Raw genomic sequence first — 21,107 nt, forward strand, 5'->3', positions numbered from 1 at the left:
GTTCAACCTAACGTGCAGGGGGCGGTCACCGGGAGCCACCGCGGGGATCCGAGTGGGATCAAGGTGCGGGGCACTTGCTGCGCCCGCTCTCGTACGTCCTGTAGAGCGGCGATTTGCTCCGGTTCTCCTTCGGGAAGGTCACGATGGGTATGGGCTTGCACACGGGCCAGTGTCCTTTCGGCCCCTCCAGCTCGTCGGCGAACGTGAAGTCGCCGGTGGCGGCCGGTACGCACTGCGCGCACTTTTCGGAAGGCGAACCCTGGCCCAGCTGGCGGTTGACGTCATCGTGGGTCACGGGCACGCCGCCGTCCTTGTACGCCTCGTACACGGCCCTGTTCACCGCGGCGAGCGCGTCGTGGTACATCGCCGCGTAGCCGTCGTTGAGCGCGTCCCCGCGCTCGTGCGCGAAAGCGTCCTTGTACGCCGTCGCGAAATCCCGGAAGCGCCCGGGCGCCTGCGCGCCGCCGTGGCTCCAGCGGGGCGCGTCCACCGCGACCGCGGTCACGATCTGGATGTGCATGCTGTCGGCGATGCTCCGGATGACCGGGGACTCGGTGTGCGGGTCGCGCCCCGTGCTGACCCGCAGAATGCGCAGCGGATCGTCCTTCGGGTACGCGCGGCCACAGGAAGGGGTCGTGCGGATGGACTGCAGGAACGGTTCCAGGTCGGCGTCGCGGCCCGCGAGGAACACCGTCCGCGTACCGGCAGAGCACATGGCGTCGACCGCCTGACCGAAGACTCCGGTCTTGCCCCGCTGCGGCCCCTTCTTCCCCTGGTACCTGCCGATCCGCCCGTCCACCGGGTCGTGGCTGATGCCGTAGTCCGCACCGAACTCCTCGTAGAAGACCTGTCGCAGATTGGTGACGTAGTCGTCGTCCTTCCGGCTGTCGGCGATCATGAAGGCCTTCGCGCGGTTCATCCCGTTCGCGTCCACATAGCCCTTCAGGGCTTCGGCGAACTGCCTGTTGGAGGGCGAGACCTTGAACAGGTACTGGTTCTCCATGCCGTTGGCGCTCAGCGCGGCGCTGACGGAGGGGATCCGGTGCTTCGCGAGGCTCCGCACGGCGTCCAGCGTCCTGCTGTCGCTGTTGGGGAAGCCGATGGCGGCGACGAGAGGAGCGTCCTTGTCCTTGAGCCGGTCGGCCAGTTCACGGGTCACGGGCGCCCAATACCGCAGGTACTCCCCCACGTTGGCGAACACGAGCCGGATCGCGCGGTCCTTGGTGTTCGAGCCCTTGTTGAACTCGCGCTGCGCGAGGTAGGCGCCCTCCAGCGAGTGCAGGATCAGCTCCCGCGACATGGCCGCGCCCGCCGTCTCCTGGGTGTACGGCATGACAACGGCGACGCTCACCTGCTCCTTGCCGGAGTTCCTCGCCGCCTCGTTCTCGCGCGCGATGCGCCCCATGACGCCCTTCACGTCCGGATCCAGCTCCTGCCCGAAGGCGTCCGGCCCCTCCGTCACCCCTATGCACTCGCGGGCAGCCCCCGTCCGCCGCAGCTCGTGGCTGTCGGAGCAGTAGTTCCGGTGGTCCAGATACGTGTCGACGCCCCACCACGCCCCGCCCCCGACCAGCGCCCCGACGAGCACCCACAGCGCGATCACGTCGATCAGGCCGAGGACCCGGAACCGGAGCCGCCGCGGCAGCCAGCGCCAGTTCCTGCGGTCCGTCCGGCGGCCCCTCATGCCACCCCTCCCCAGCTGCGCTCCAGCGGCCAGTCCTCGCCGTCCCGCACCGCCCGCGGCCAGCGGACCGCCGCCTGGGCGAGGACCGCGCGCCCGGTCAGGTGCTGGGCGGACAGGAACGACAGGTCCTGCCCGATCCGCGAGGCCAGCAGCCGGTCCGCCTCGGCGAGCTCGTCGGCGGAGTACCACAGCGCGTGCAGCAGCCGGGAGACCGCCTGCTTCTCCAGGCTCGCCTCCGGGTCCGCCCGCACCTGCAACCGGTCCCTGCGGCCCTTGCCGACCTCCTGGCACTGCTCGAACCAGAGGTCGCCGGGCGGGCGCGGCGCGTGGGCCACGGTGCGCAGCGTGCGCAGCCACTCCAGGGCGTCACCGTCGGGCCGTACGAACTCCGCGTGCAGCCGGCCGACGACCTCCTGGGTCTCTCCCCCGGCCAGCCGGTGCCACAGGAAGCGGGCCCACTCGTCGCGCCCGGCCCGACCCGCGCGGCCCTCGGCCCGGCGGCGGTGGTGCTGCGCGAGCAGCCCGTGCGCGTCGCCCCAGCCCACGCCGCCCGCGCCGCGACCGCTGCGCATCTGGTGCACGAGCAGCGCGCGCAGGAAGCGGTCCGTGATGAACGGACGGCTGCCCGGCCCGCGCGACCAGCGTTCCCGCTCCAGCTGGGCGGCGACGCCGTCGGCCGCGGCCAGGTCGTCGATCCGGCGCGGCACCCACCGCTCGGCGAGCTGTTCGGCGGCCTCCCGGTCCCAGGCCAGCGACAGCAGGCACAGCTCGTCGTGGTTCTCGCTGCCGACGAGGGTGTCGAGCAGCCGCCAGATGACCGACTCGCCTGCACCGCCGGGGTGGTCCAGGTCGAGCAGTTCCTCGGCCGCCACCCAGTCCCCGCCGCGCGCCTTGTGCACGACGGCGTCGCACATTCTGCGGGCCCCCATGGGGTGGCCGCGGGTCAGATCGTGCAGCGCCGTCGCGATGTACGGGTCGAAGGTGACCCGCTCGTCGCTGCGGAGCATGCGTTCCAGGTGTTCCGTGTCGAGCCGGGGCAGCGGCAGGAGCAGCACGCCTTCGGACGGGTCCGCGCTGTCGCGGCTCCAGCGAGTGCGCGCGCCGACCTCGTGCAGCGGCTGGCGCGTGGCCCGCTGGTACGGGGCGGTCTGCTGCTCCTCCTCGGGCGTCTCGTCATCGTCGGCGTCGCCGCGCAGCTCCGTCGCGAGGACGACCAGCGGGTCGCGGGCGCCCCGTTCCTGCAACGCCCGCTGTTCCAGGAGGAGTTCGAGGAAGTCGCGGCCGGGGTCGGTGTGCACGTTGTCGAGCAGGATCAGCGGCCTCGGGGCCCGGTTCCCGCGCCGCAGCCTCCCGTAGCGCGCATCCCTGAGGAACGCGGCCATCAGCATGCGTTCGACGCCGCGCCGAAAGCCGCGCCCCTGGTGGAACTCCTGGCAGAGCCGGGCCACGGCCCGCGCGCGCTGCGCGGCCGGCACGCGGGGCGGCTCGGCGGCCGCGTCGGGCGGCATCCCGCGCAGCCGGTTGTCGCTCTCGCTGCGGTGGTTCTCGTACCAGCCGACCAGGCCGCGGGGGCCCAGCCTGCGCGCGCGGTGGCGGTACTGCCTGCCGAGGTAGGCGCGCACGGCCGCCTCGGGGAATTCGGCCGGGTCGGGCGAGCCGCCGTCCGGGGGCACGGCCAGCGCGGGGCGGAACAGCGCGTCCCAGGTGGGCGCGGGTTCGCCGGCCGGCCAGGGGCCCATCAGGGCGGCGGCGTGCCGGTCGGCGACGTCGAGTTCGTCGTCGATGCCGGGGCGCCGGGCCGAGATCACGGCGAGCAGTCCCGCGGTCGTCCTCGGGAAGCGGAGGCGTCCGAACCCGGCGACGGGGAGCGAGAGTTGGCGGATCAGCTCGACGAGCATCTCGACCGCGTACGAGTTGTTGGCGATCTCGGGGCCGACCCTGGCCTGCTCCTCCACGTCCGTGCAGTTGATCCGGGCGAAGGGGACGCGCGGCCCCGGCCAGGGCCCCGTGTCGGGGGCGTAGGCCCGCTGGAGGTCGTTCAGCATGGCGCTCTTGCCGGTGCCGTGCCGCCCGCTGAGCAGCACGACGGGCAGGTCGTCGGCGAACTCCCGGCGGCGGCTGCGCCGGTGGCGCTCGCGTTCCAGGCCGATGAGACGCGGCACCAGCTGGCTCAGGAGCGGCTGGCGCGCGTACACCTCGGGTATCTGGTCGTCGGATTCGGTTGTGGGGCCCCCGTGGTCCGTCATGGCAGCCTCAGCGTCTGCCGGACGAAGTCGGCGAGGAAGCCGACCAGCACCTCCTTGCCGACCGAGGCGCTCTCGCTCTGCAGCACGCCCGGGATGCGCTCCATGAAGCGCCGCACCAGGCCCTCGTCGGGCCGGTCGCCGCGGTCGATGGTGTCGGTCAGCTCGTCGGCGAGCGCGCGCACCTGCCGCAGCTCACCGTCGTTCTCTGGCGGGTCGGGCAGGGATGCCTGGACGAGCTGGGCCAGCTGCTCGTAGGAGATCACCATGCCCTCGCCTCGGTCCGCCGGGCCGACGTGGACGGGCGCGGGCAGTTCCAGGTGGTCCCTGGCGTACTCCAGGTCCTCGACCGGGAGTTGGCGACCGCAGTAGAAGGCCTCGCTGGCCCACAGGAAGTTGTCGGGGTGTGACTCGTCGCCGCTGCGGTGCTGTCCGGCCCGGTCCCAGTACGCGAACAGGGCCGCCTTCGCGTAGCGGCGCCTGGCCTCCCGGTCGGCGTACGCCTCGTCCCAGACGGCGACCTCGGCGAGCCCCGCGGCGGTGGGGCTGACGAGGGGCGGGTCGGCGCCCGAGTCGTTGTGCTCGGTGAGCCAGCCGAGCGCGCCGAGGCGCTCCACGACGTCGGCGACCAGGTCCACGCTGCACCGCTCGTACGGCGCGAAATCGGCGCTGGCCACGCGGCTCGCCCCACCCGCTCCGGTCTGCTCGACGAGCCAGCGCAAGAACCGCGCGGACGCGGCCCCCGTCTCGTCGTAGACCGGCGAAAGGCCGTTCGTCGGCACTGACCGGGATCCGCCCATCTCCCCCAACTCCCGCGACCGGCAACGGGCGTTCACCTTCCCCGAACTTCGCGGACGAACACGTGTCACGAGCCGGTTTCTCGATGCCCGGACGGAGTCGCGGGCACGGCGAATTTCGACGACCCCTCTTGACAGCCAGGAGCCCTTGCAGGCAATCTTCCATCAAGTAGAAACGAACTTCCGCAATACGGAATCACCAGTTGATGCGGAACACGAACCAGAAGGGAGCGCCGACCCTGATGGGCTTCACAGACCAGCGCTTCAACGTCAACCTGTCGATCCTCTTCACGGAGCTCCCGCTCCTGGAGCGCCCCGCGGCCGCCGCCGCGGCGGGCTTCACCGCGGTCGAGCTCTGGTGGCCCTGGGTCGACGCCCCCACCCCCGAACAGTCCGAGCTCGACGCCCTGCGCGCCGCGATCAACGACGCGGGCGTCCGGCTCACCGGCCTGAACTTCTACGCGGGCCGGCTGCCGGGGCCGGACCGGGGCGCCCTGTCGATCCCGGGCGAGGAGAGCGAGAAGTTCCGCGCGAACATCGACGTCGCGGCCGACTTCGCGCACTCCCTCGGCTGCACGGCGCTCAACGCGCTGTACGGCAACCGCGTCGACGGCGCGTCCGAGCAGGAGCAGGACGAACTCGCCCTGGAGAACCTGGTGTTGGCGGCCCGCGCGGCCGACCGCGTCGGCGCCGTGCTGCTGATCGAGGCGCTCAACGCACCCGAGTCGCCGAAGTGCCCGATCGTGAGCGCCCCGAAGGCGATCGAGATCGTGGACAAGGTGAACGCGGCGACCGGCCTCGGCAACGCCAAGTTCCTGATGGACCTGTACCACCTGTCCATGAACGGCGAGGACCTGCCGGCGGTCATCAACGCCTACGCCGACAAGACGGCGCACGTGCAGATCGCCGACAACCCGGGCCGCGGCGCCCCCGGCACCGGCTCGCTGCCGCTGGAAGAGCTGCTCGACCAGCTGAAGAAGGCCGGCTACGAGGGCTACGTGGGCCTGGAGTACAAGCCGGGCGACGCCCCGAGCGCCGAGGCCTTCGACTGGCTGCCGCGCGAGCACCGCGCGGCCTGACCCTTCGGTCGACGCCAACTCATCGACGTATCAAGCCTTTCTGAGCCTTTGGAGTCACCCTCATGAGCAACAATCTCCCCAAGGTCGCCTGGATCGGGCTCGGCATCATGGGCTCCCCCATGTCGGAGAACCTGATCAAGGCGGGTTACGACGTCACGGGCTTCACCCTGGAGCAAGACAAGCTGGACCGCCTCACGGCCGCCGGCGGTACCGCCGCGAAGTCGATCGCCGAGGCCGTGCGCGACGCCGACGTCGTCGTGACGATGGTTCCCGCATCCCCGCAGGTCGAGGCCATCGCGTACGGCCCCGACGGCATCCTGGAGAACGCGAAGTCCGGCGCGCTGCTCATCGACATGTCGTCGATCACCCCGCAGACGTCCGTGGACCTCGCCAAGGCCGCCAAGGACAAGGGAATTCGCGTCCTGGACGCCCCCGTCTCCGGTGGCGAGGCCGGCGCGATCGAGGCCGTCCTGTCCATCATGGTCGGCGGTGAGCAGGCCGAGTTCGACGAGGCCAAGCCGCTGCTCGACGCGCTCGGCAAGACCATCGTGCTGTGCGGTCCGCACGGCTCGGGCCAGACCGTGAAGGCCGCCAACCAGCTGATCGTCGCCGTGAACATCCAGGCGTGCGCCGAGGCCGTGGTCTTCCTGGAGAAGTCGGGCGTCGACCTGAAGGCGGCCCTGGACGTCCTGAACGGCGGCCTCGCCGGCTCCACCGTGCTGACGCGCAAGAAGGACAACTTCCTGAACCGCGACTTCAAGCCGGGCTTCCGCATCGACCTGCACCACAAGGACATGGGCATCGTCACCGACGCCGCCCGCAATGTCGGTGCCGCGCTGCCCGTCGGCGCCACGGTCGCCCAGCTGGTCGCGTCGCTGCGCGCCCAGGGCGACGGCGGCCTCGACCACTCCGCGCTGCTGCGCGCGGTCGAGCGCCTGTCGGGCGACCAGGTCGCGTAAGAGCGACCCCCAGACTTCCGGGCCGTGGCGGCGCTGACACCTGTCCTGTCGCGCCCAGGCGCCGTCGCGGCCCGGAACCCTTCTTCGCGTATCCAATTCGCGTACCCATAACTTCAACAAACTGTTGACGTAGCTGTTCAGGGGTCCTTACGCTCCACACCATCGCCCCCGTATCCGCTCTCATCGTCAGCAGCCACTGCACGGAAGGTCGCCTCGTACAAATGCCGAAGCGTGTGCTCACCACCGAGTCCGGCGCCCCTGTCGCCGACAACCAGAACTCCGCCACCGCAGGCGTCGGCGGCCCGATCCTGCTCCAGGACCAGCACCTCCTGGAGAAGCTCGCCCGCTTCAACCGCGAGCGCATCCCGGAGCGCGTGGTGCACGCGCGTGGTTCCGGCGCGTACGGCTACTTCGAGGTGACGGACGACGTCACCGACTACACGTACGCCGACTTCCTGAACACCGTCGGCAAGCGCACCGAGGTGTTCCTGCGCTTCTCGACCGTCGCCGACAACCTCGGTGGCGCGGACGCCGTCCGCGACCCGCGTGGCTTCGCGCTGAAGTTCTACACCGAAGAGGGCAATTACGACCTCGTCGGCAACAACACCCCGGTCTTCTTCATCAAGGACCCGCTGAAGTTCCCCGACTTCATCCACTCCCAGAAGCGCGACCCGTTCACGGGCAAGCAGGAGCCGGAGAACGTCTGGGACTTCTGGGCGCACGCCCCCGAGGCCACGCACCAGGTGACCTGGCTGATGGGCGACCGCGGCATCCCGGCGTCCTACCGCCACATGAACGGCTACGGTTCGCACACCTACCAGTGGACGAACGAGCAGGGCGAAGCCTTCTTCGTGAAGTACCACTTCAAGACGAACCAGGGCATCCGTTCGCTGTCCTCGGAGCAGGCCGCGGAGATCGCGGGCAAGGACCCCAACTCCCACCAGACGGACCTGCTCCAGGCCATCGAGCGCGGCGTGAACCCGTCCTGGACCGTCTACGTCCAGCTGATGCCGGCCGCCGACGCCGAGGACTACCGCTTCAACCCGTTCGACCTCACCAAGGTGTGGCCGCACAAGGACTACCCGCTCCAGCGCGTCGGTCGCCTGGTCCTGGACCGCAACCCCGACAACGTCTTCGCCGAGGTCGAGCAGGCCGCGTTCTCCCCGAACAACTTCGTTCCGGGCATCGGCCCCTCCCCCGACAAGATGCTCCAGGGCCGCCTGTTCGCCTACGCGGACGCGCACCGCTACCGCCTGGGCGTCAACCACACCCAGCTCGCGGTGAACGCCCCGAAGGCCGTCGCCGGCGGCGCGGACAACTACGGCCGCGACGGCGTCATGGCGGCCAACGCGTACGCCCGCAGCCGCAAGAACTACGAGCCGAACTCCTTCGACGGCCCCACCGAGACCGGCCGCGCGCTCGCCGCGCCGCTCCAGGTCTCCGGCTACACGGGGACGCACGAGGCGCCGGCCCACACGAAGGACGACGACTTCTTCCAGGCGGGCGAGCTGTACCGCCTGATGTCCGAGGACGAGAAGGGACGCCTGGTCGCGAACATCGCGGGCGGCCTCTCCCAGGTCTCGCGAGACGACATCGTCGAGAAGAACCTGGCCCACTTCCACGCCGCCGACGCCGACTACGGCAAGCGCGTGGAGGAGGCGGTCCGCGCCCTGCGCGAGGACTGACCTCTTCGGGCTGGGCCCCCAGACTGCGTACGAGGGTCGGCGGGAGGTCTTCCCCCGTACGCAATGGCCCGTGGCGTTCGCGTGACCCGGATGAGGGGTGGTCACGGGAACGACTACGGGAGGACGAGGACCGCGGCGGCTTGTGCAGCGTACGAGCCAGTGCGGTGGTAATGGTTCCTCCGCTCCCCTTTCGACCTGAGGGAGGGGAACGGACGAACCGTCGTACGACAGCCGCCGCGGTCCCAGCCAATTCCCTGACGGGTCCTGCCCGTTGGGGTTTCGGTTTCCCCGATCTCCGTCCGGTGGCGCGCATGCATGTTTCGCCAGTCGCGCGCCGTCGGACGGCAACAACTCTCCTCTCACCGATGCCAGAGCCCCGGATACGACGGTCCGTGTCCGGGGCTCTTCGATGTGCCGGTGGGCCGCTAGCAGGCGCAGTGGACGGACCCGATCGGGGCCGTCAACGGGTCGGCCGCCCGCTGCTCGACGCCGTTCGACGCCTCGACGGGGAGCCCTTCGCGGATCCAGTACTCGATGCCGCCGATCATCTCCTTGACGCGGAAGCCGAGCTGGGCGAGGGCGAGCGCCGCACGGGTCGCGCCGTCGCAGCCGGGGCCCCAGCAGTACGTGACGACCGGTACCGCCGGATCCAGCACGCTCGCCGCCCGCGCCGGGATCTCGGCGGTGGGCAGGTGCAGCGCTCCCGGCACGTGCGCCTGCGCCCACGCGGCGTCTCCCCGTGAGTCGACGAGCACGAAGCCCGGGGCGCCGGACTCCAGCGAGGCATGGACGTCTGACACGTCCGCCTGGAAGGCGAGCCGTGCGCTGAAGAAGGCGGCGGTCTCAGCGGGGGCCGCCGGCGGTACCCGGAGGGCGGCGCTGATCTGCGTCGTGTTCATGCCCTGAACGCTATGGCCCGCGCCCCCTCCCCAGAACCCACGATCCCCGGCCCTCCTCCCCTCTCACCATGGACTCCGTGGTATCCATCCCCCATGGCCGCTGATTCCCTTGATGCCACCGACATATGCCTCCTGGAAGCCCTGCAGCGCAACGGGCGGGCCAGCTACGCGGAGTTGGCCCGCACCGTCTCCATGTCACCGAGCGCCGTCACGGAGCGGGTGCGCCGACTGGAGGAGAGCGGGGTCGTCACCGGCTACTCCGCCGTCGTGAGCCCCGAGGCCCTGGGTCTCGACATCCTCGCCTTCGTCCGGCTGCGCTACCCCACGGGCAACTACAAGCCGTTCCACGACCTGCTCGACACCACCCCCGAGATCGTGGAGGCCCACCACGTCACGGGCGAGGACTGCTTCGTCCTCAAGGTCGTGGCCCGCTCGATGCGCGCCCTGGAACACACGACGGGCCGCATCTCGACACTGGGCCCGGTCACAACAAGCATCGTCTACTCCAGCCCACTTCCGGGCCGCTCGATCACGTCGGCGGCGTCGCAGGCGTCACCGTGCGGCCCTGGCGACCGCCCCGCGGCCACGCCGTGAGCGCCGCATCGGGCACGTGGGGCGCCGCCCCGGCAGAGCCCCGAGGTCGCGCAACGGTCAGTGCGGGTGGTGGGAGATAGGCGGGCGACGGCGGAGTCCTTCGAGGGGTGGTGCCGCGCGCACAAGGCGTGGGGCGGCGGCCCCGGCAGAAGCCCCCGTGCCGCGCGACCACCCACCTGGACAACCAAAGGGCGGGCCCCCGGTTCACACGAACCGGGGGCCCGCCCTTTGGGGCGTGTGGGTCAGACCTTCAGGGGGCGGATGGCCGTCGGGGCGTGGCCCGGCTCCGTCGCGATCTCCTCGAACTCCTTCACCGCGCTGATGTCCGCGGTCGGGCTCATGGAGATGTTCGTGATGCGTTCCAGGATCGCCTCCACGACGACCGGGACCCGGTGGTCCTGGGCGAGCTTCTTGGCGCGCTCCAGGGCCTCGCCCAGCTCGTTCGGGTCCGTCACCCGGATCGCCTTGCAGCCCAGGCCCTCGGCGACCTTGACGTGGTCGACGCCGTAGACGCCGAGCTCGGGGCTGTTCTGGTTCTCGAACTCCAGGTTGACCTGGAAGTTCATGTCCAGGCCGATCTGCGCCTGGCGGATCAGGCCCAAGTAGGCGTTGTTCACGAGGACATGGACGTACGGGATGCGGTGCTGCGCGCCGACCGCCAGTTCCTCGATCATGAACTGGAAGTCGTAGTCGCCGGACAGGGCGACGACCTGCGTGTCCGGGTCCGCCTTGGCGGCGCCGAGCGCGGCCGGGATCGTCCAGCCGAGCGGGCCCGCCTGGCCGCAGTTGATCCAGTGGCGCGGCTTGTAGACGTGCAGCATCTGGGCGCCCGCGATCTGCGACAGACCGATGGTCGTCACGTACCGCGTGTCCTTGCCGAACGCCTTGTTCATCTCCTCGTAGACGCGCTGCGGCTTCATGGGGATGTCGTCGAAGTGCGTACGGCGCTGGAGCGTGGACTTGCGCTCCAGGTGGGAGGCGACCCACGCGGAGCGGTCCGGCAGCTCGCCCGCGGCCTTCAGCTCCTTCGCCACCTCGACGAAGAGCTCCAGGGCCGCCTTGGCGTCGGACGTGATCCCGTAGTCCGGGGCGAAGATCTTGCCGATCTGCGTCGGCTCGATGTCGACGTGCACGAACTTGCGCTCGCCCTGGTAGACGTCGAGCTTGTACCCGGTGTGCCGGTTGGCCCACCGGTTGCCGATGCCGAGGACGAAGTCCGACTCCAGGAACGTGGCGTTGCCGTACCGGTGACCGGTCTGCTGGCCCACCATGCCCGCGTTCAGCTCGTGGTCGTCGGGGATCGTGCCCCAGCCCATCAGCGTAGGAATGACAGGCGTGTTGGTGACCTCGGCGAACTCGACGAGCAGGTCGCTCGCGTCGGCGTTGATGATGCCGCCGCCCGCGATGATCAGCGGACGCTCGGACTCGACGAGGAGTTTGATCGCCTTCTCGATCTGGGCGCGGCTCGCGGCCGGCTTGTAGACCGGCAGCGGCTCGTACGTCTCGACGTCGAACTCGATCTCCGTCTGCTGCACGTCGATCGGCAGGTCGATGAGGACCGGGCCCGGGCGGCCCGAGCGCATCAGGTGGAAGGCCTGCTGGAAGATGCCGGGGACCTGCGCGGCCTCCAGGACCGTCACCGCCATCTTCGCGACCGGCTTGGCGATCGAGGCGATGTCGACGGCCTGGAAGTCCTCCTTGTGCAGCAGGTGACTCGGCGCCTGACCCGTGATGCACAGGATCGGGATCGAGTCGCCCGTGGCGGAGTACAGGCCGGTGATCATGTCGGTCCCCGCGGGACCCGAAGTGCCGATGCAGACACCGATGTTGCCCGGGTTGGCCCGGGTGAAGCCCTCGGCCATGTGCGAGGCGCCCTCGACGTGGCGGGCGAGCGTGTGGTCGATGCCACCGCTCTCCTTGAGGTCCTTGTAGAAGGGGTTGATGGCGGCACCGGGCACGCCGAACGCGTTCGTAACACCCTCGCGCTTGAGGATCTCAACGGCCGCGCGGGCGGCGGTCATTCGAGCCATGAGTGCTCCCGACTCCTGCTGTGACTGCGTACGGCTGTCCAGCTGTACGACTACGGCTACGGCTGTGGCTGTCGGATTCGCGCTCCCGTCGCGCCCCGCGGCGAGCTCTGAATTCCGTCCCCCAGTTCCCCCGCTCGCTCAAGCGACCCTTCCGAGTAACTTTCACAATGTGGAAACTAGGTTCTGCTATATGGAAGCAATGTAGAGGGGCGCTTTGGAGGCCGTCAAGGTGGATGATGAGACCGACGTCGATCCGTTCCCGGGGCAGGACCGAGGGGGAGTTGCCATGGCCGAGCCCACCCATCTGCGCTGCCCCACCTGCCGGCGCGAGCATCTGTACGCGCCCCAGGCCCTGCCCTGCGCCTGCGGTGCGCCCGTCGCGCCCCCGATGGTGCGCGGCGCCGCCCCCGTCCCCGTCTCGGAGCGCACCTGGGACGACGACTGGATGACGCTGCGCTGCCCCATGTGCGGGCGGCACGACCGGTGGCCCCGGCCGGAACTGGGCTGCGCCTGCGGCTCCGTGCTCCGCGTCCCCGTCCACGACGACCAGGGCCCCACGCCCGCCCACATCCCGCTGCCGCGCACGACCTCGCCTTCGCCCACGGCCTCGCAGCCGCCCGACCGCGCAGACTCGCCCCCGCCCGCCCGTCCCGCGTTCCAGCCCGTCGCCATCCGCACCGCGCGCGACGCCGTGACGGCCGCGGCCCTGTATCTGCGCTGGCTCGGCTACGACGACATACGCAGGGCCGACCAGCGCCCGCCCTCCGGCATCGGGCTCGCGGCGAGCGGAGTCGTGGCCCAGGTCGAGCCGTCGGTGCGGCCCGCGACGCTGCGCGACGTCGAGTGCCTGTGGCTGCAGTCGATGACGGAGTCCGCGGCCTGCGCCTATTTCTCGCTGGCGGGTTACGTGGACGAGGCCAGCACCCGCGCCGACGCCCTCGGCGTCCCGCTGTTCGTGCTCGACCTGGCCGGGGTGCCGCAACCGGTGAACAGCCCGGCGGACGAGCTGATCGCGGGCGGGGCGCAGTAGGAGCACAGGTAAGGGCGTAGTAGGGGCGTAGTAGGGGAGCAATACTGGCGGCATGCCGATCCGCAGCGCCGAGCCCGCCGACCTCCCCCGCCTCCAGGCGATCGAGACCGCCGCGGGCGAGATCTTCCGTACGGTCGACATGGCCGCGGTCGCCGACGACGCGCCGCCCACGCTCGCCGAGCTCGAGCGGTTCCGGCGGGCGGGGCACGCCTGGGTCGCGGCCGAGGACACCGGGACCGTGGTCGCCTACCTGGTCGCCGAGGTGGTCGACGGCGCCTTTCACGTCGAGCAGGTCACCGTGCACCCCGACGCCGCGCGCCGCGGCGTGGGCCAGACCCTGATCGCGTGCGCCGCCGACTGCGCGCGCGTCCAGGGCCTGACCGGCCTCACCCTGACCACGTTCGCCGACGTTCCGTGGAACGCCCCGTACTACGAACGCCTCGGTTTTCGCCGGCTCTCCGGGACCGAACTCACACCGGGGCTGCGCGCGATCCGCGCGGCCGAGGCCGAGCACGGCCTGGACCGGTGGCCCAGGGTGTGCATGCGAAGGGACCTGTGAGGGCTCCCCTGTTGTTGATTGCCGTTGTTCGTTCTACAACTCCCCGTATCCCTCGCGGAGTTCCACCTTCCGGACCTTCCCACTGACGGTCATCGGGAATCGTTCGAGAAGGCGCAGACGGCTCGGGATTTTGTAGTGCGCGAGCCGGTCGCGACAGTAGGCGCGCACCTCGTCGAGCGTCAGCGTGTCCGCCGGGTCGCGAAGGATCACACAGGCGAGCACCTCCTCGCCGTACTTCTCGTGCGGCACGCCCACGACCTGTACGTCGGCGATCTTCGGGTGCGCGTAGAGGAACTCCTCGATCTCGCGCGGGGAGATGTTCTCGCCACCACGGATGATCATGTCCTTGATGCGTCCGACGATCTGCGCGTAGCCGTCCTCGCGGATGACCGCGAGGTCGCCCGTGTGCATCCACCGGCCGGCGTCGATGACCTCGGCGGTCTTCTCGGGCTCGTCCCAGTAGCCGAGCATGACGCTGTACCCGCGCGTGCACAGCTCGCCGGATTCGCCGCGCGGCAGCGTGACGCCGGTGACCGGGTCGATCACCTTGACCTCGATGTGCGGCAGGACGCGGCCGACGGTGCCGGTGCGCCGCTCCAGGTCGTCGTCGCGGCGCGTCTGCGTGGACACCGGGGACGTCTCGGTCATGCCGTAGCAGATGGAGACCTCGGCCATGTGCATCTCGGCGACGACCCGCTTCATCACCTCGACCGGGCACGGCGAGCCCGCCATGATCCCCGTACGGAGGCTGCTCAGGTCGTACGTCGCGAAGTCCGGCAGGTTCAACTCCGCGATGAACATGGTCGGTACGCCGTACAGCGAGGTGCACCGTTCCTGCTGCACGGCGCGCAGGGTGGCGGCCGGTTCGAAGGACGGGCCGGGGATGACGATGCAGGCGGCGTGCGTGGTGGCGCCGAGGTTTCCCATCACCATGCCGAAGCAGTGGTAGAAGGGCACGGGCAGACACACCCGGTCCTGCTCGGTGTAGCCGACCGTCTCCCCCACCCAGTACCCGTTGTTGAGGATGTTGTGGTGGGAGAGCGTGGCCCCCTTCGGGAAGCCGGTCGTGCCGGAGGTGTACTGGAGGTTGACCGGGTCGTCGCACGACAACTCGGCCTCTCGAGCCGCCAGTTGGCCGCGCGTGACGCCGTCCGCCGCCGCCACCAAGGCGTCCCAGCTGTCCGTGCCGATGAACACCTGATCACGCAACTCGGGGCATTCCGGAGCCACTTGCCGTACGAGGTCGCGATAGTCCGTGCCCTTGTGCTCGGTCGACGAGACGAGCAACGAGGCACCCGACTGCTTGAGCACGAACGCCAACTCGTGTGCCCGGTAAGCAGGGTTGATGTTCACCATGATCGCGCCGATCCGCGCGGTCGCGTACTGCACGAGCACCCACTCGGCGCAGTTGACCGCCCAGATGCCCACGCGGTCACCCTTGGCGATCCCCCGGGCGAGCAGTCCGCGCGCCAATTCATCGACATCGGCGTCGAATTGGGCGTACGTCCAGCGGCGCCCGCTCGGCACATCGACGAGCGCGTCGCGCTCGGGCCACGCCTCGACGGCGCGTCGCAGGTTGCGGCCGACGGTGTCGCCGAGGAGCGGTACCTCGCTGACCCCGTGCGTGTACGACAACTCCCCCGCTGCGGCACTCACTTGAAGTCCTCCTCGCGGTACTCGGCGGCGGACCCCTTGGCGGTGGCCTCGCGCAGCTCGATGCGGCGGATCTTCCCCGAGACCGTCTTGGGCAGCTCGGCGAACTCGATGCGGCGCACGCGCTTGTACGGGGCGAGGACCGCGCGGGAGTGCTCGAAGAGCAACTTCGCCGCGTCCGGGCCCGGTTCGTAGCCCTCGGCGAGCACGACGTACGCCTTCGGGACGGCGAGCCGCAGCTCGTCGGGTGCGGGCACGACGGCCGCCTCGGCGACGGCCTCGTGTTCGAGCAGGGCGCTCTCCAGCTCGAAGGGGCTGATCTTGTAGTCGCTGGCCTTGAAGACGTCGTCGGCGCGGCCCACGTACGTCAGGTAGCCGTCGGCGTCGCGGGAACCGATGTCGCCGGTGCGGTAGAAGCCGCCCGCCATCGCCTCCGCCGTGCGCTCCGGGTCGCCGTGGTAGCCGACCATCAGGCCGACGGGGCGGGCGGAGAGGTCGAGGCTGATCTCGCCCTCGTCCGCGCCGGGCGCTCCGGTCACCGGGTCGAGCAGCTCGACCTTGAAACCTGGGCTCGGGCGGCCCATCGAGCCGGACTTGAGGCGCTGACCCGGGCTGTTGGAGACCTGGACGGAGGTCTCGGTCTGCCCGAAGCCGTCGCGGATGGTGATGCCCCAGGCGCGCTCGACCTGCTCGATGACCTCGGGGTTCAGCGGCTCTCCGGCGGCGACGACCTCCCTGGGCGGCGTACTCAGGGCCGAGAGGTCGGCCTGGATCAGCATGCGCCACACGGTGGGCGGCGCACAGAAGGACGTCACTCCCGCGCGGTCCATCGTGGCCATCAGGCGCCCCGCGTCGAAGCGCGTGTAGTTGTAGAGGAAGACGGTCGCCTCGGCGTTCCACGGTGCGAAGAAGTTCGACCAGGCGTGCTTGGCCCAGCCGGGCGAGGAGATGTTGAGGTGCACGTCGCCGGGGCGCAGCCCGATCCAGTACATCGTCGCCAGATGCCCGATGGGGTACGAGACATGGGTGTGCTCGACCAGCTTGGGGCGGGCGGTCGTGCCGGACGTGAAGTACAGGAGCAGCGGGTCCTCGGCGCGGGTCTCGCCGTCGGGCTCGAACTCCCCGTCCATGGCGAACGCGTCGTCGAAGTCCAGCCAGCCGGGCACGGGGGCCGCGCCCACGTCCTTGACGGCGATCCGGCCGTAGTCACCGGGCACTTCGTCGAACTTGGCCGTCTCCGCGGCGCGCACGATCACATGGGCGGCGCGGCCGCGCTCGACCCGGTCCCGTAGATCCGCGGGGCCCAGCAGCGGCGTGGCCGGAATGACGACCGCGCGCAGCTTCATCGCGGCGAGCATCGCCATCCACAGTTCCTGCTGGTTGCCGAGCATCAGCAGCACCCGGTCGCCGGCCCGGACCCCTTGCGCGCGCAGCCAGTTCGCGACCTGCGAGGAGCGCAGCGACATCTCCCCGTACGAGAGGGTGATCTCGCGGCCGTCCTCCTCCACGATGTGCAGGGCCGTGCGCCCGTTGCCTTCGGCGATGACGTCGAACCAGTCGAGGGCCCAGTTGAAGCGCTCGGGGCGGGGCCAGGAGAAGCCCTCGTACGCCGACTCGTAGTCCCGTGCGTGCTCCAGCAGGAAGTCACGGGCTGTGCGGAACTGTGCCGTGGGCCCGCTGTCCGCCGCCCCGCTGCCCGCCACCGCGTTCTCCGTCGGTCCGTTCGCTGTCGGTCCGTTCGCCGTCGTCATCTGCGCTCCGTAAGTCCTTGGGTGGCCCGGGATCCACCGCATGTCCCGCACCGTCGCGGGTCGTGTCTGCCATCGTGTAGGGAGTGACGCAGGTCTCACCACCCCCATACGGGGGTGAACAGTGCGCGGCGAGGTGATGGACGGTGAGCGCAGGAGCGGCCGAGGCGGTCGAGATGCGGGCCGCACTGGTGCGGCTGCGCCGGGGCACCGGGCTCCCGGTGGCCTTCGGCGGGCTGACCGCGGGCCCTGACCGGTCGGCGGGACAGGTACGGATCGCCGAACTCAGCGGCGCGTCGACCGACGCGCTGCGCGGCCTCGGCATCACGGCGGGCAACGGCCTGGGCGGCAAGGCCCTCTCCCTCGCCAGGGCGTGCGCCGTCACCGACTACCACGGCTCGCGGCACATCAGCCACGAGTACGACGCCGCGGTCGCGGCCGAGGGCCTGCACTCGGTCCTCGCGGTGCCCGTCGTCGTACGGCGCCGGGTGCGGGGCGTCCTGTACGGGGCGCTGCGCACGGCGCGACCGCTCGGCGACCGGGCGCTCGACGCGGCGATGGCGGCGGCGCGGGACGTGGAGCAGGCGCTCGTGGTGCGCGACGAGGTGCAGTCCCTGCTCGCCGTGACGCGGGCCCCGGCGGCGGCCGAGGACGCCGGGGCGTGGGAGGAGGTCCGGGAGGCGCACGGGGCGCTGCGGGCGCTCGCGCCGAAGCTCGTCGACCCGGGGCTGCGGGGCGAGTTGCTCGCGGTGTGCGGCAAGTTGGCGGTGGCGGCGGATCCGGTGCGGCCCGCCGAGGCGCCGGTGACGCTCACACCGCGCGAGGTGGACGTGCTCGCGTGCGTGGCGTCGGGCGCGACGAACGCGGGGGCGGGCGAGCGGCTCGGGCTCCGCCCGGAGACCGTGAAGGGCTATCTGCGCGCCGCCATGCGGAAGTTGGGGACGCACACGCGGGGCGAGGCGGTGGTGGCGGCTCGGCGGGCGGGGCTGTTGCCGTAGCGGGTGTCGGGCTCGCGGGGTCGATTGTCAGTGGCGTGGGCTTCAATGGTCTGCGTGGGGTGAGGGACGGGACGAAGGGGGTGGGGAGCATGGCGGACATGGTGTCGATGGACCGGTACCTGGCGTTCGCGGCGATGTCGCTGCTGGTGATCGTGGTGCCGGGGCCGAGCGTGCTGTTCGTGATCGGCCGGGCGCTCGCGCACGGGCGGCGCACCGCGGTGGCGACGGCGCTCGGCAACGTCGTCGGCTCGTACCTGCTGGTGGTGGCGGTGGCGCTCGGCATCGGCGCGCTCGTGGAGCGGTCGGCCGCGCTGTTCCTGGCGGTGAAGCTCGCGGGCGCGGCGTACCTCGTGTACCTGGGCGTGCAGGCGTTCCGGCACCGGCGCGATCTGAAGGCCTCGGACATACGGGGCCCGGCGGGACCACCGCGCGGCGATCTGCGCACGGTGGCCGACGGGGTGCTCGTGGGGGTGACGAACCCGAAGGGCATCGTGTTCTTCGCGGCGGTGCTCCCGCAGTTCGTGAACCACGACCTGGGTCATCTCACCACGCAGATGCTCCTGTTGGGCCTGATTCCGATCTCGATAGGCCTGGTCACCGACACGCTGTGGGGGCTCACGGCGTCGGCGGCGCGCACCTGGTTCGCGCGCTCGGACCGGCGGCTGTCGATGATCGGCGGGACGGGTGGCTTCGCGCTGATAGGCCTCGGTGTGACGGTGGCGGCGACGGGCCGGGCGGACTGAGCGGACACGGTCACGGGGACCGGACGGTGCCGAAGTCCACGGTGACGGGACCCGGCGCCTCCAGGACGGCGGCGGTGCGCTCGGCTTCGGCGACGAGTTCCTCCCGCTGGGGGCGCGTGAGCTTCCGGAAGGGTTCGAGGGTGAGCACGGTGCCCGCGTCACCGTTCTCCTTCAGGGTCCAAAGGCCGGCCAGGAATCCGTCGACGAGGAACGTCAAGTAGGCGGTGTTCACCTGCCAGTTGCGGCCGCGGTCGACCTCGTGGATCACTCGGGTGCGGTCGGCGTGCGACAGGAGGAGGTTGTCGAACTCGGCGAGCAGGCGTGGCGGCGCGGGCGTGTCCTCGTCGGGGCGGGGCGCGTCGGGCAGGTCGAACAGCTCGACGCCGTGCTCGTCGCGGAAGGTCACGAGCCGGGGCCGCAGCCGCTCGAAGGCCTCCTTGGTTCGGGTGATGCCGGCCCACTGCTGGAAGTCCTTCACCGAGGCGGGCCCGAAGGCGGCGAGGTAGCGGAGGACCGTGTCGTCGGGGGCGGGCGCCGGTTCGGTGGCGCGGCCGAACCACTGCTCGGCGGTGGTCAGCCGGACCCCGCCGCTGCGCCGCCACAGGCCGCGCGGGGTGACCTGGACGAGCGGGAGGCAGCCGCGGGCCGCGATGGTGAGGGCCTGCGGGTCGGCGTCGGGCCAGTACCGCAGGAGCAGCTCCCGGATCTCCTTCGGGGTGCGCGGCTCCTCCTCGACGTAGCGCCGGGTCAGGTCGGTGAGCCGGTCCAGGTCGACTCCGACGAGGCCCTTGCGGAACATCCGCAGCTCCCGGTCGCGGGCGGGCTGCACGAGGGGGCGCAGTGTCATGCAGTCGTCGGCGGTGTGCATGTGGATGGTGGAGCGCATGGTGACGAGCCGGGCCACGCGGCGGCGCTCCAGGGCGGTGGAGAGCGCGGCGGGGGTGAAGTCGGCGAGGCGCGCGGCGAGCGCGAGATACGGCGGGCGGACCTCCTGCGCCTGTAGCCCTACGAGCCGTTCGATGGCGTCCTCGGCGCTCAATGCGGCGCGCTCGAGGAGCAGTTGGCGCTCAAGGGTGGCGCGTCCCAGGGCGCGGGCGGTGATCGGCTTCGTCGTCATACCCGGACCGTAACGGGAATGTAGGTCACGTGCCGTCCGCGATGCGCTGCACCGCACTGTCACCTTCGCTGGTTACGCTGCCGAGGACCCGGCAGCGTCATCATGGAGGGAGGCGGCGATGCCACGACGGCAGGGCCGAGGCGACCGGAGCGAGCACGGTGGGGCGCGCCGCTACTCGTGGCGCCGCTCGACCGACCCGACACCCCCGCCCCCGCAACCGCCCGTGGCGCCCACGACCGCGCCGGCGTCGCAGGACCAGGGCAGTGTGGTGAACGCGGCGCTGTACCGGGATGGGGTGCGGGTCGCGACCCCGCAGACCCTGACGGACACCTACCGGCAGCTGCGCGAGAAGCCGCGCACGATGGCGTGGATCGGTCTGGCCCGCCCCTCGGACTCGGAACTCAAGTCGCTGGCCGCCGAGTTCGACCTGCACGGCCTCGCGGTCGAGGACGCGCTGGAGGCACATCAGCGGCCGAAGCTGGAGCGGTACGGCGAGACCCTCTTCGTCGTCCTGCGCGCGGCCCGCTATCTGGACGCGCAGGAGGAGGTCGACTTCGGCGAGCTGCACGTGTTCGTGGGCCCCGACTTCGTCATCACGGTCCGGCACGGCGCGGCCCCCGACCTGTCGGCGGTCCGCCGCCGCATGGAGGCGGCCCCCGACCTCCTCAGGCTCGGCCCGGAGGCGGTCCTCTACGCCATCCTGGACGCGGTCGTCGACGGGTACGCGCCGGTGGTGTCCGGCGTCCAGAACGACGTCGACGAGATCGAGACGGAGGTCTTCTCCGGCGCCCCCGCCGTCTCCCGCCGCATCTACGAACTCTCCCGCGAGATGGTCGAGTTCCAGCGCGCGACCCGCCCCCTGGTCGGCATGCTGCACGCCCTGATGGCAGGCTTCGCCAAGTACGGCACGGACGAGGAACTCCAGCGCTACCTCCGCGACGTGGCCGACCACGTCACCCACACCAGCGAACGCGTCGACTCCTTCCGCCAGGCCCTCGCCGACATCCTCACGGTGAACGCGACGCTGGTCACCCAGCAGCAGAACGCGGAGATGCGGGCGCTCGCGGAGGCCGGCTTCGAGCAGAACGAGGAGATCAAGAAGATCTCGTCGTGGGCGGCGATCCTCTTCGCCCCGACGCTGGTCGGCACGGTCTACGGCATGAACTTCGACCACATGCCGGAGCTGCACTGGGTGCTCGGCTATCCGTTGTCGATCGCCCTGATGGCCACGGTGTGCGTCAGCCTGTACTTCATCTTCAAGCGACGGGACTGGCTCTGAGGAGCCCACA

At 70.9% G+C, this 21,107-nt stretch carries 17 protein-coding genes; 9 read left to right on the top strand and 8 right to left on the bottom strand.

Features of this window, described 5'->3' with window-relative positions; all coding sequences use genetic code 11:
- Positions 1–58: 58 nt before the first annotated feature.
- The 3 genes from ACP4E5_RS12695 to ACP4E5_RS12705 are packed head-to-tail and all read right to left on the bottom strand — an operon-like array spanning position 59 to position 4,709.
- Positions 59–1,684, bottom strand: coding sequence for an ABC transporter substrate-binding protein (locus ACP4E5_RS12695; RefSeq protein ID WP_425828063.1), 1,626 nt, complete (start codon positions 1,682–1,684; stop codon positions 59–61).
- Positions 1,681–3,930, bottom strand: a complete 2,250-nt coding sequence (locus ACP4E5_RS12700; RefSeq protein ID WP_425828065.1) for a hypothetical protein — start codon at positions 3,928–3,930, stop codon at positions 1,681–1,683. The genes ACP4E5_RS12695 and ACP4E5_RS12700 overlap by 4 nt, the downstream gene beginning before the upstream one ends.
- On the bottom strand, positions 3,927–4,709 hold the full coding sequence (locus tag ACP4E5_RS12705) for a hypothetical protein (protein ID WP_425828067.1): 783 nt from the start codon (positions 4,707–4,709) through the stop codon (positions 3,927–3,929). The genes ACP4E5_RS12700 and ACP4E5_RS12705 overlap by 4 nt, the downstream gene beginning before the upstream one ends.
- Before the next feature lie 257 nt (positions 4,710–4,966).
- Here ACP4E5_RS12705 and ACP4E5_RS12710 point away from each other — a divergent pair, with 257 nt between their 5' ends.
- The 3 genes from ACP4E5_RS12710 (at position 4,967) to ACP4E5_RS12720 (ending at position 8,447) form a co-directional block, all read left to right on the top strand.
- Entirely contained in the window at positions 4,967–5,803 is an 837-nt protein-coding gene (locus tag ACP4E5_RS12710) for a TIM barrel protein (RefSeq protein ID WP_425828069.1), read from the top strand.
- 62 nt (positions 5,804–5,865) lie between these two features.
- A complete protein-coding gene (locus tag ACP4E5_RS12715; protein WP_425828071.1) occupies positions 5,866–6,762 on the top strand; it encodes a 2-hydroxy-3-oxopropionate reductase in 897 nt (298 codons plus the stop codon).
- Positions 6,763–6,983: 221 nt separating this feature from the next.
- Positions 6,984–8,447 (top strand): catalase, encoded by a 1,464-nt coding sequence (locus ACP4E5_RS12720; RefSeq protein ID WP_425828073.1) that lies wholly within the window; start codon positions 6,984–6,986, stop codon positions 8,445–8,447.
- Between the two features lie 425 nt (positions 8,448–8,872).
- On the opposite strand, the gene ACP4E5_RS12725 is transcribed toward ACP4E5_RS12720, so the two are convergent.
- The gene (locus ACP4E5_RS12725) at positions 8,873–9,346 is read right to left on the bottom strand and encodes a rhodanese-like domain-containing protein (protein ID WP_425828075.1); all 474 of its coding nucleotides are present in this window, start codon (positions 9,344–9,346) and stop codon (positions 8,873–8,875) included.
- 93 nt (positions 9,347–9,439) lie between these two features.
- Between ACP4E5_RS12725 and ACP4E5_RS12730 the strand changes: the two genes are divergently transcribed.
- Positions 9,440–9,940: an Lrp/AsnC family transcriptional regulator gene (locus ACP4E5_RS12730; RefSeq protein ID WP_425828077.1), complete on the top strand. Its 501-nt coding sequence runs from the start codon at positions 9,440–9,442 to the stop codon at positions 9,938–9,940.
- Between the two features lie 242 nt (positions 9,941–10,182).
- On the opposite strand, the gene gcl is transcribed toward ACP4E5_RS12730, so the two are convergent.
- Entirely contained in the window at positions 10,183–11,961 is a 1,779-nt protein-coding gene (gcl, locus tag ACP4E5_RS12735; RefSeq protein WP_425841253.1) for a glyoxylate carboligase, read from the bottom strand.
- A gap of 295 nt (positions 11,962–12,256) precedes the next feature.
- Between gcl and ACP4E5_RS12740 the strand changes: the two genes are divergently transcribed.
- A complete protein-coding gene (locus ACP4E5_RS12740; RefSeq protein ID WP_425828079.1) occupies positions 12,257–13,000 on the top strand; it encodes a hypothetical protein in 744 nt (247 codons plus the stop codon).
- A gap of 52 nt (positions 13,001–13,052) precedes the next feature.
- Complete coding sequence (locus ACP4E5_RS12745) at positions 13,053–13,559, top strand: GNAT family N-acetyltransferase (protein ID WP_425828081.1); 507 nt, start codon at positions 13,053–13,055, stop codon at positions 13,557–13,559.
- Positions 13,560–13,592: 33 nt separating this feature from the next.
- On the opposite strand, the gene ACP4E5_RS12750 is transcribed toward ACP4E5_RS12745, so the two are convergent.
- Both ACP4E5_RS12750 and ACP4E5_RS12755 read right to left on the bottom strand, forming a co-directional pair.
- Complete coding sequence (locus ACP4E5_RS12750) at positions 13,593–15,215, bottom strand: AMP-binding protein (protein ID WP_425828083.1); 1,623 nt, start codon at positions 15,213–15,215, stop codon at positions 13,593–13,595.
- Positions 15,212–16,963 (bottom strand): AMP-binding protein, encoded by a 1,752-nt coding sequence (locus ACP4E5_RS12755; RefSeq protein ID WP_425828085.1) that lies wholly within the window; start codon positions 16,961–16,963, stop codon positions 15,212–15,214. The genes ACP4E5_RS12750 and ACP4E5_RS12755 overlap by 4 nt, the downstream gene beginning before the upstream one ends.
- 173 nt (positions 16,964–17,136) lie before the next feature.
- Here ACP4E5_RS12755 and ACP4E5_RS12760 point away from each other — a divergent pair, with 173 nt between their 5' ends.
- Together ACP4E5_RS12760 and ACP4E5_RS12765 are read left to right on the top strand one after the other, a co-directional pair.
- Positions 17,137–17,958: a helix-turn-helix transcriptional regulator gene (locus ACP4E5_RS12760; protein ID WP_425841256.1), complete on the top strand. Its 822-nt coding sequence runs from the start codon at positions 17,137–17,139 to the stop codon at positions 17,956–17,958.
- 98 nt (positions 17,959–18,056) lie between these two features.
- Positions 18,057–18,701, top strand: coding sequence for a LysE family translocator (locus tag ACP4E5_RS12765; RefSeq protein WP_425841259.1), 645 nt, complete (start codon positions 18,057–18,059; stop codon positions 18,699–18,701).
- Positions 18,702–18,711: 10 nt separating this feature from the next.
- On the opposite strand, the gene ACP4E5_RS12770 is transcribed toward ACP4E5_RS12765, so the two are convergent.
- Entirely contained in the window at positions 18,712–19,818 is a 1,107-nt protein-coding gene (locus ACP4E5_RS12770; RefSeq protein ID WP_425828087.1) for a winged helix DNA-binding domain-containing protein, read from the bottom strand.
- Between the two features lie 118 nt (positions 19,819–19,936).
- On the opposite strand from ACP4E5_RS12770, the gene ACP4E5_RS12775 reads away from it, so the two are divergent.
- The gene (locus ACP4E5_RS12775; RefSeq protein ID WP_425828089.1) at positions 19,937–21,097 is read left to right on the top strand and encodes a magnesium and cobalt transport protein CorA; all 1,161 of its coding nucleotides are present in this window, start codon (positions 19,937–19,939) and stop codon (positions 21,095–21,097) included.
- Positions 21,098–21,107: the final 10 nt, after the last annotated feature.

Source organism: Streptomyces fractus (assembly GCF_049844455.1).
In the GTDB taxonomy this organism is placed as follows: Bacteria; Actinomycetota; Actinomycetes; order Streptomycetales; family Streptomycetaceae; genus Streptomyces; species Streptomyces fractus.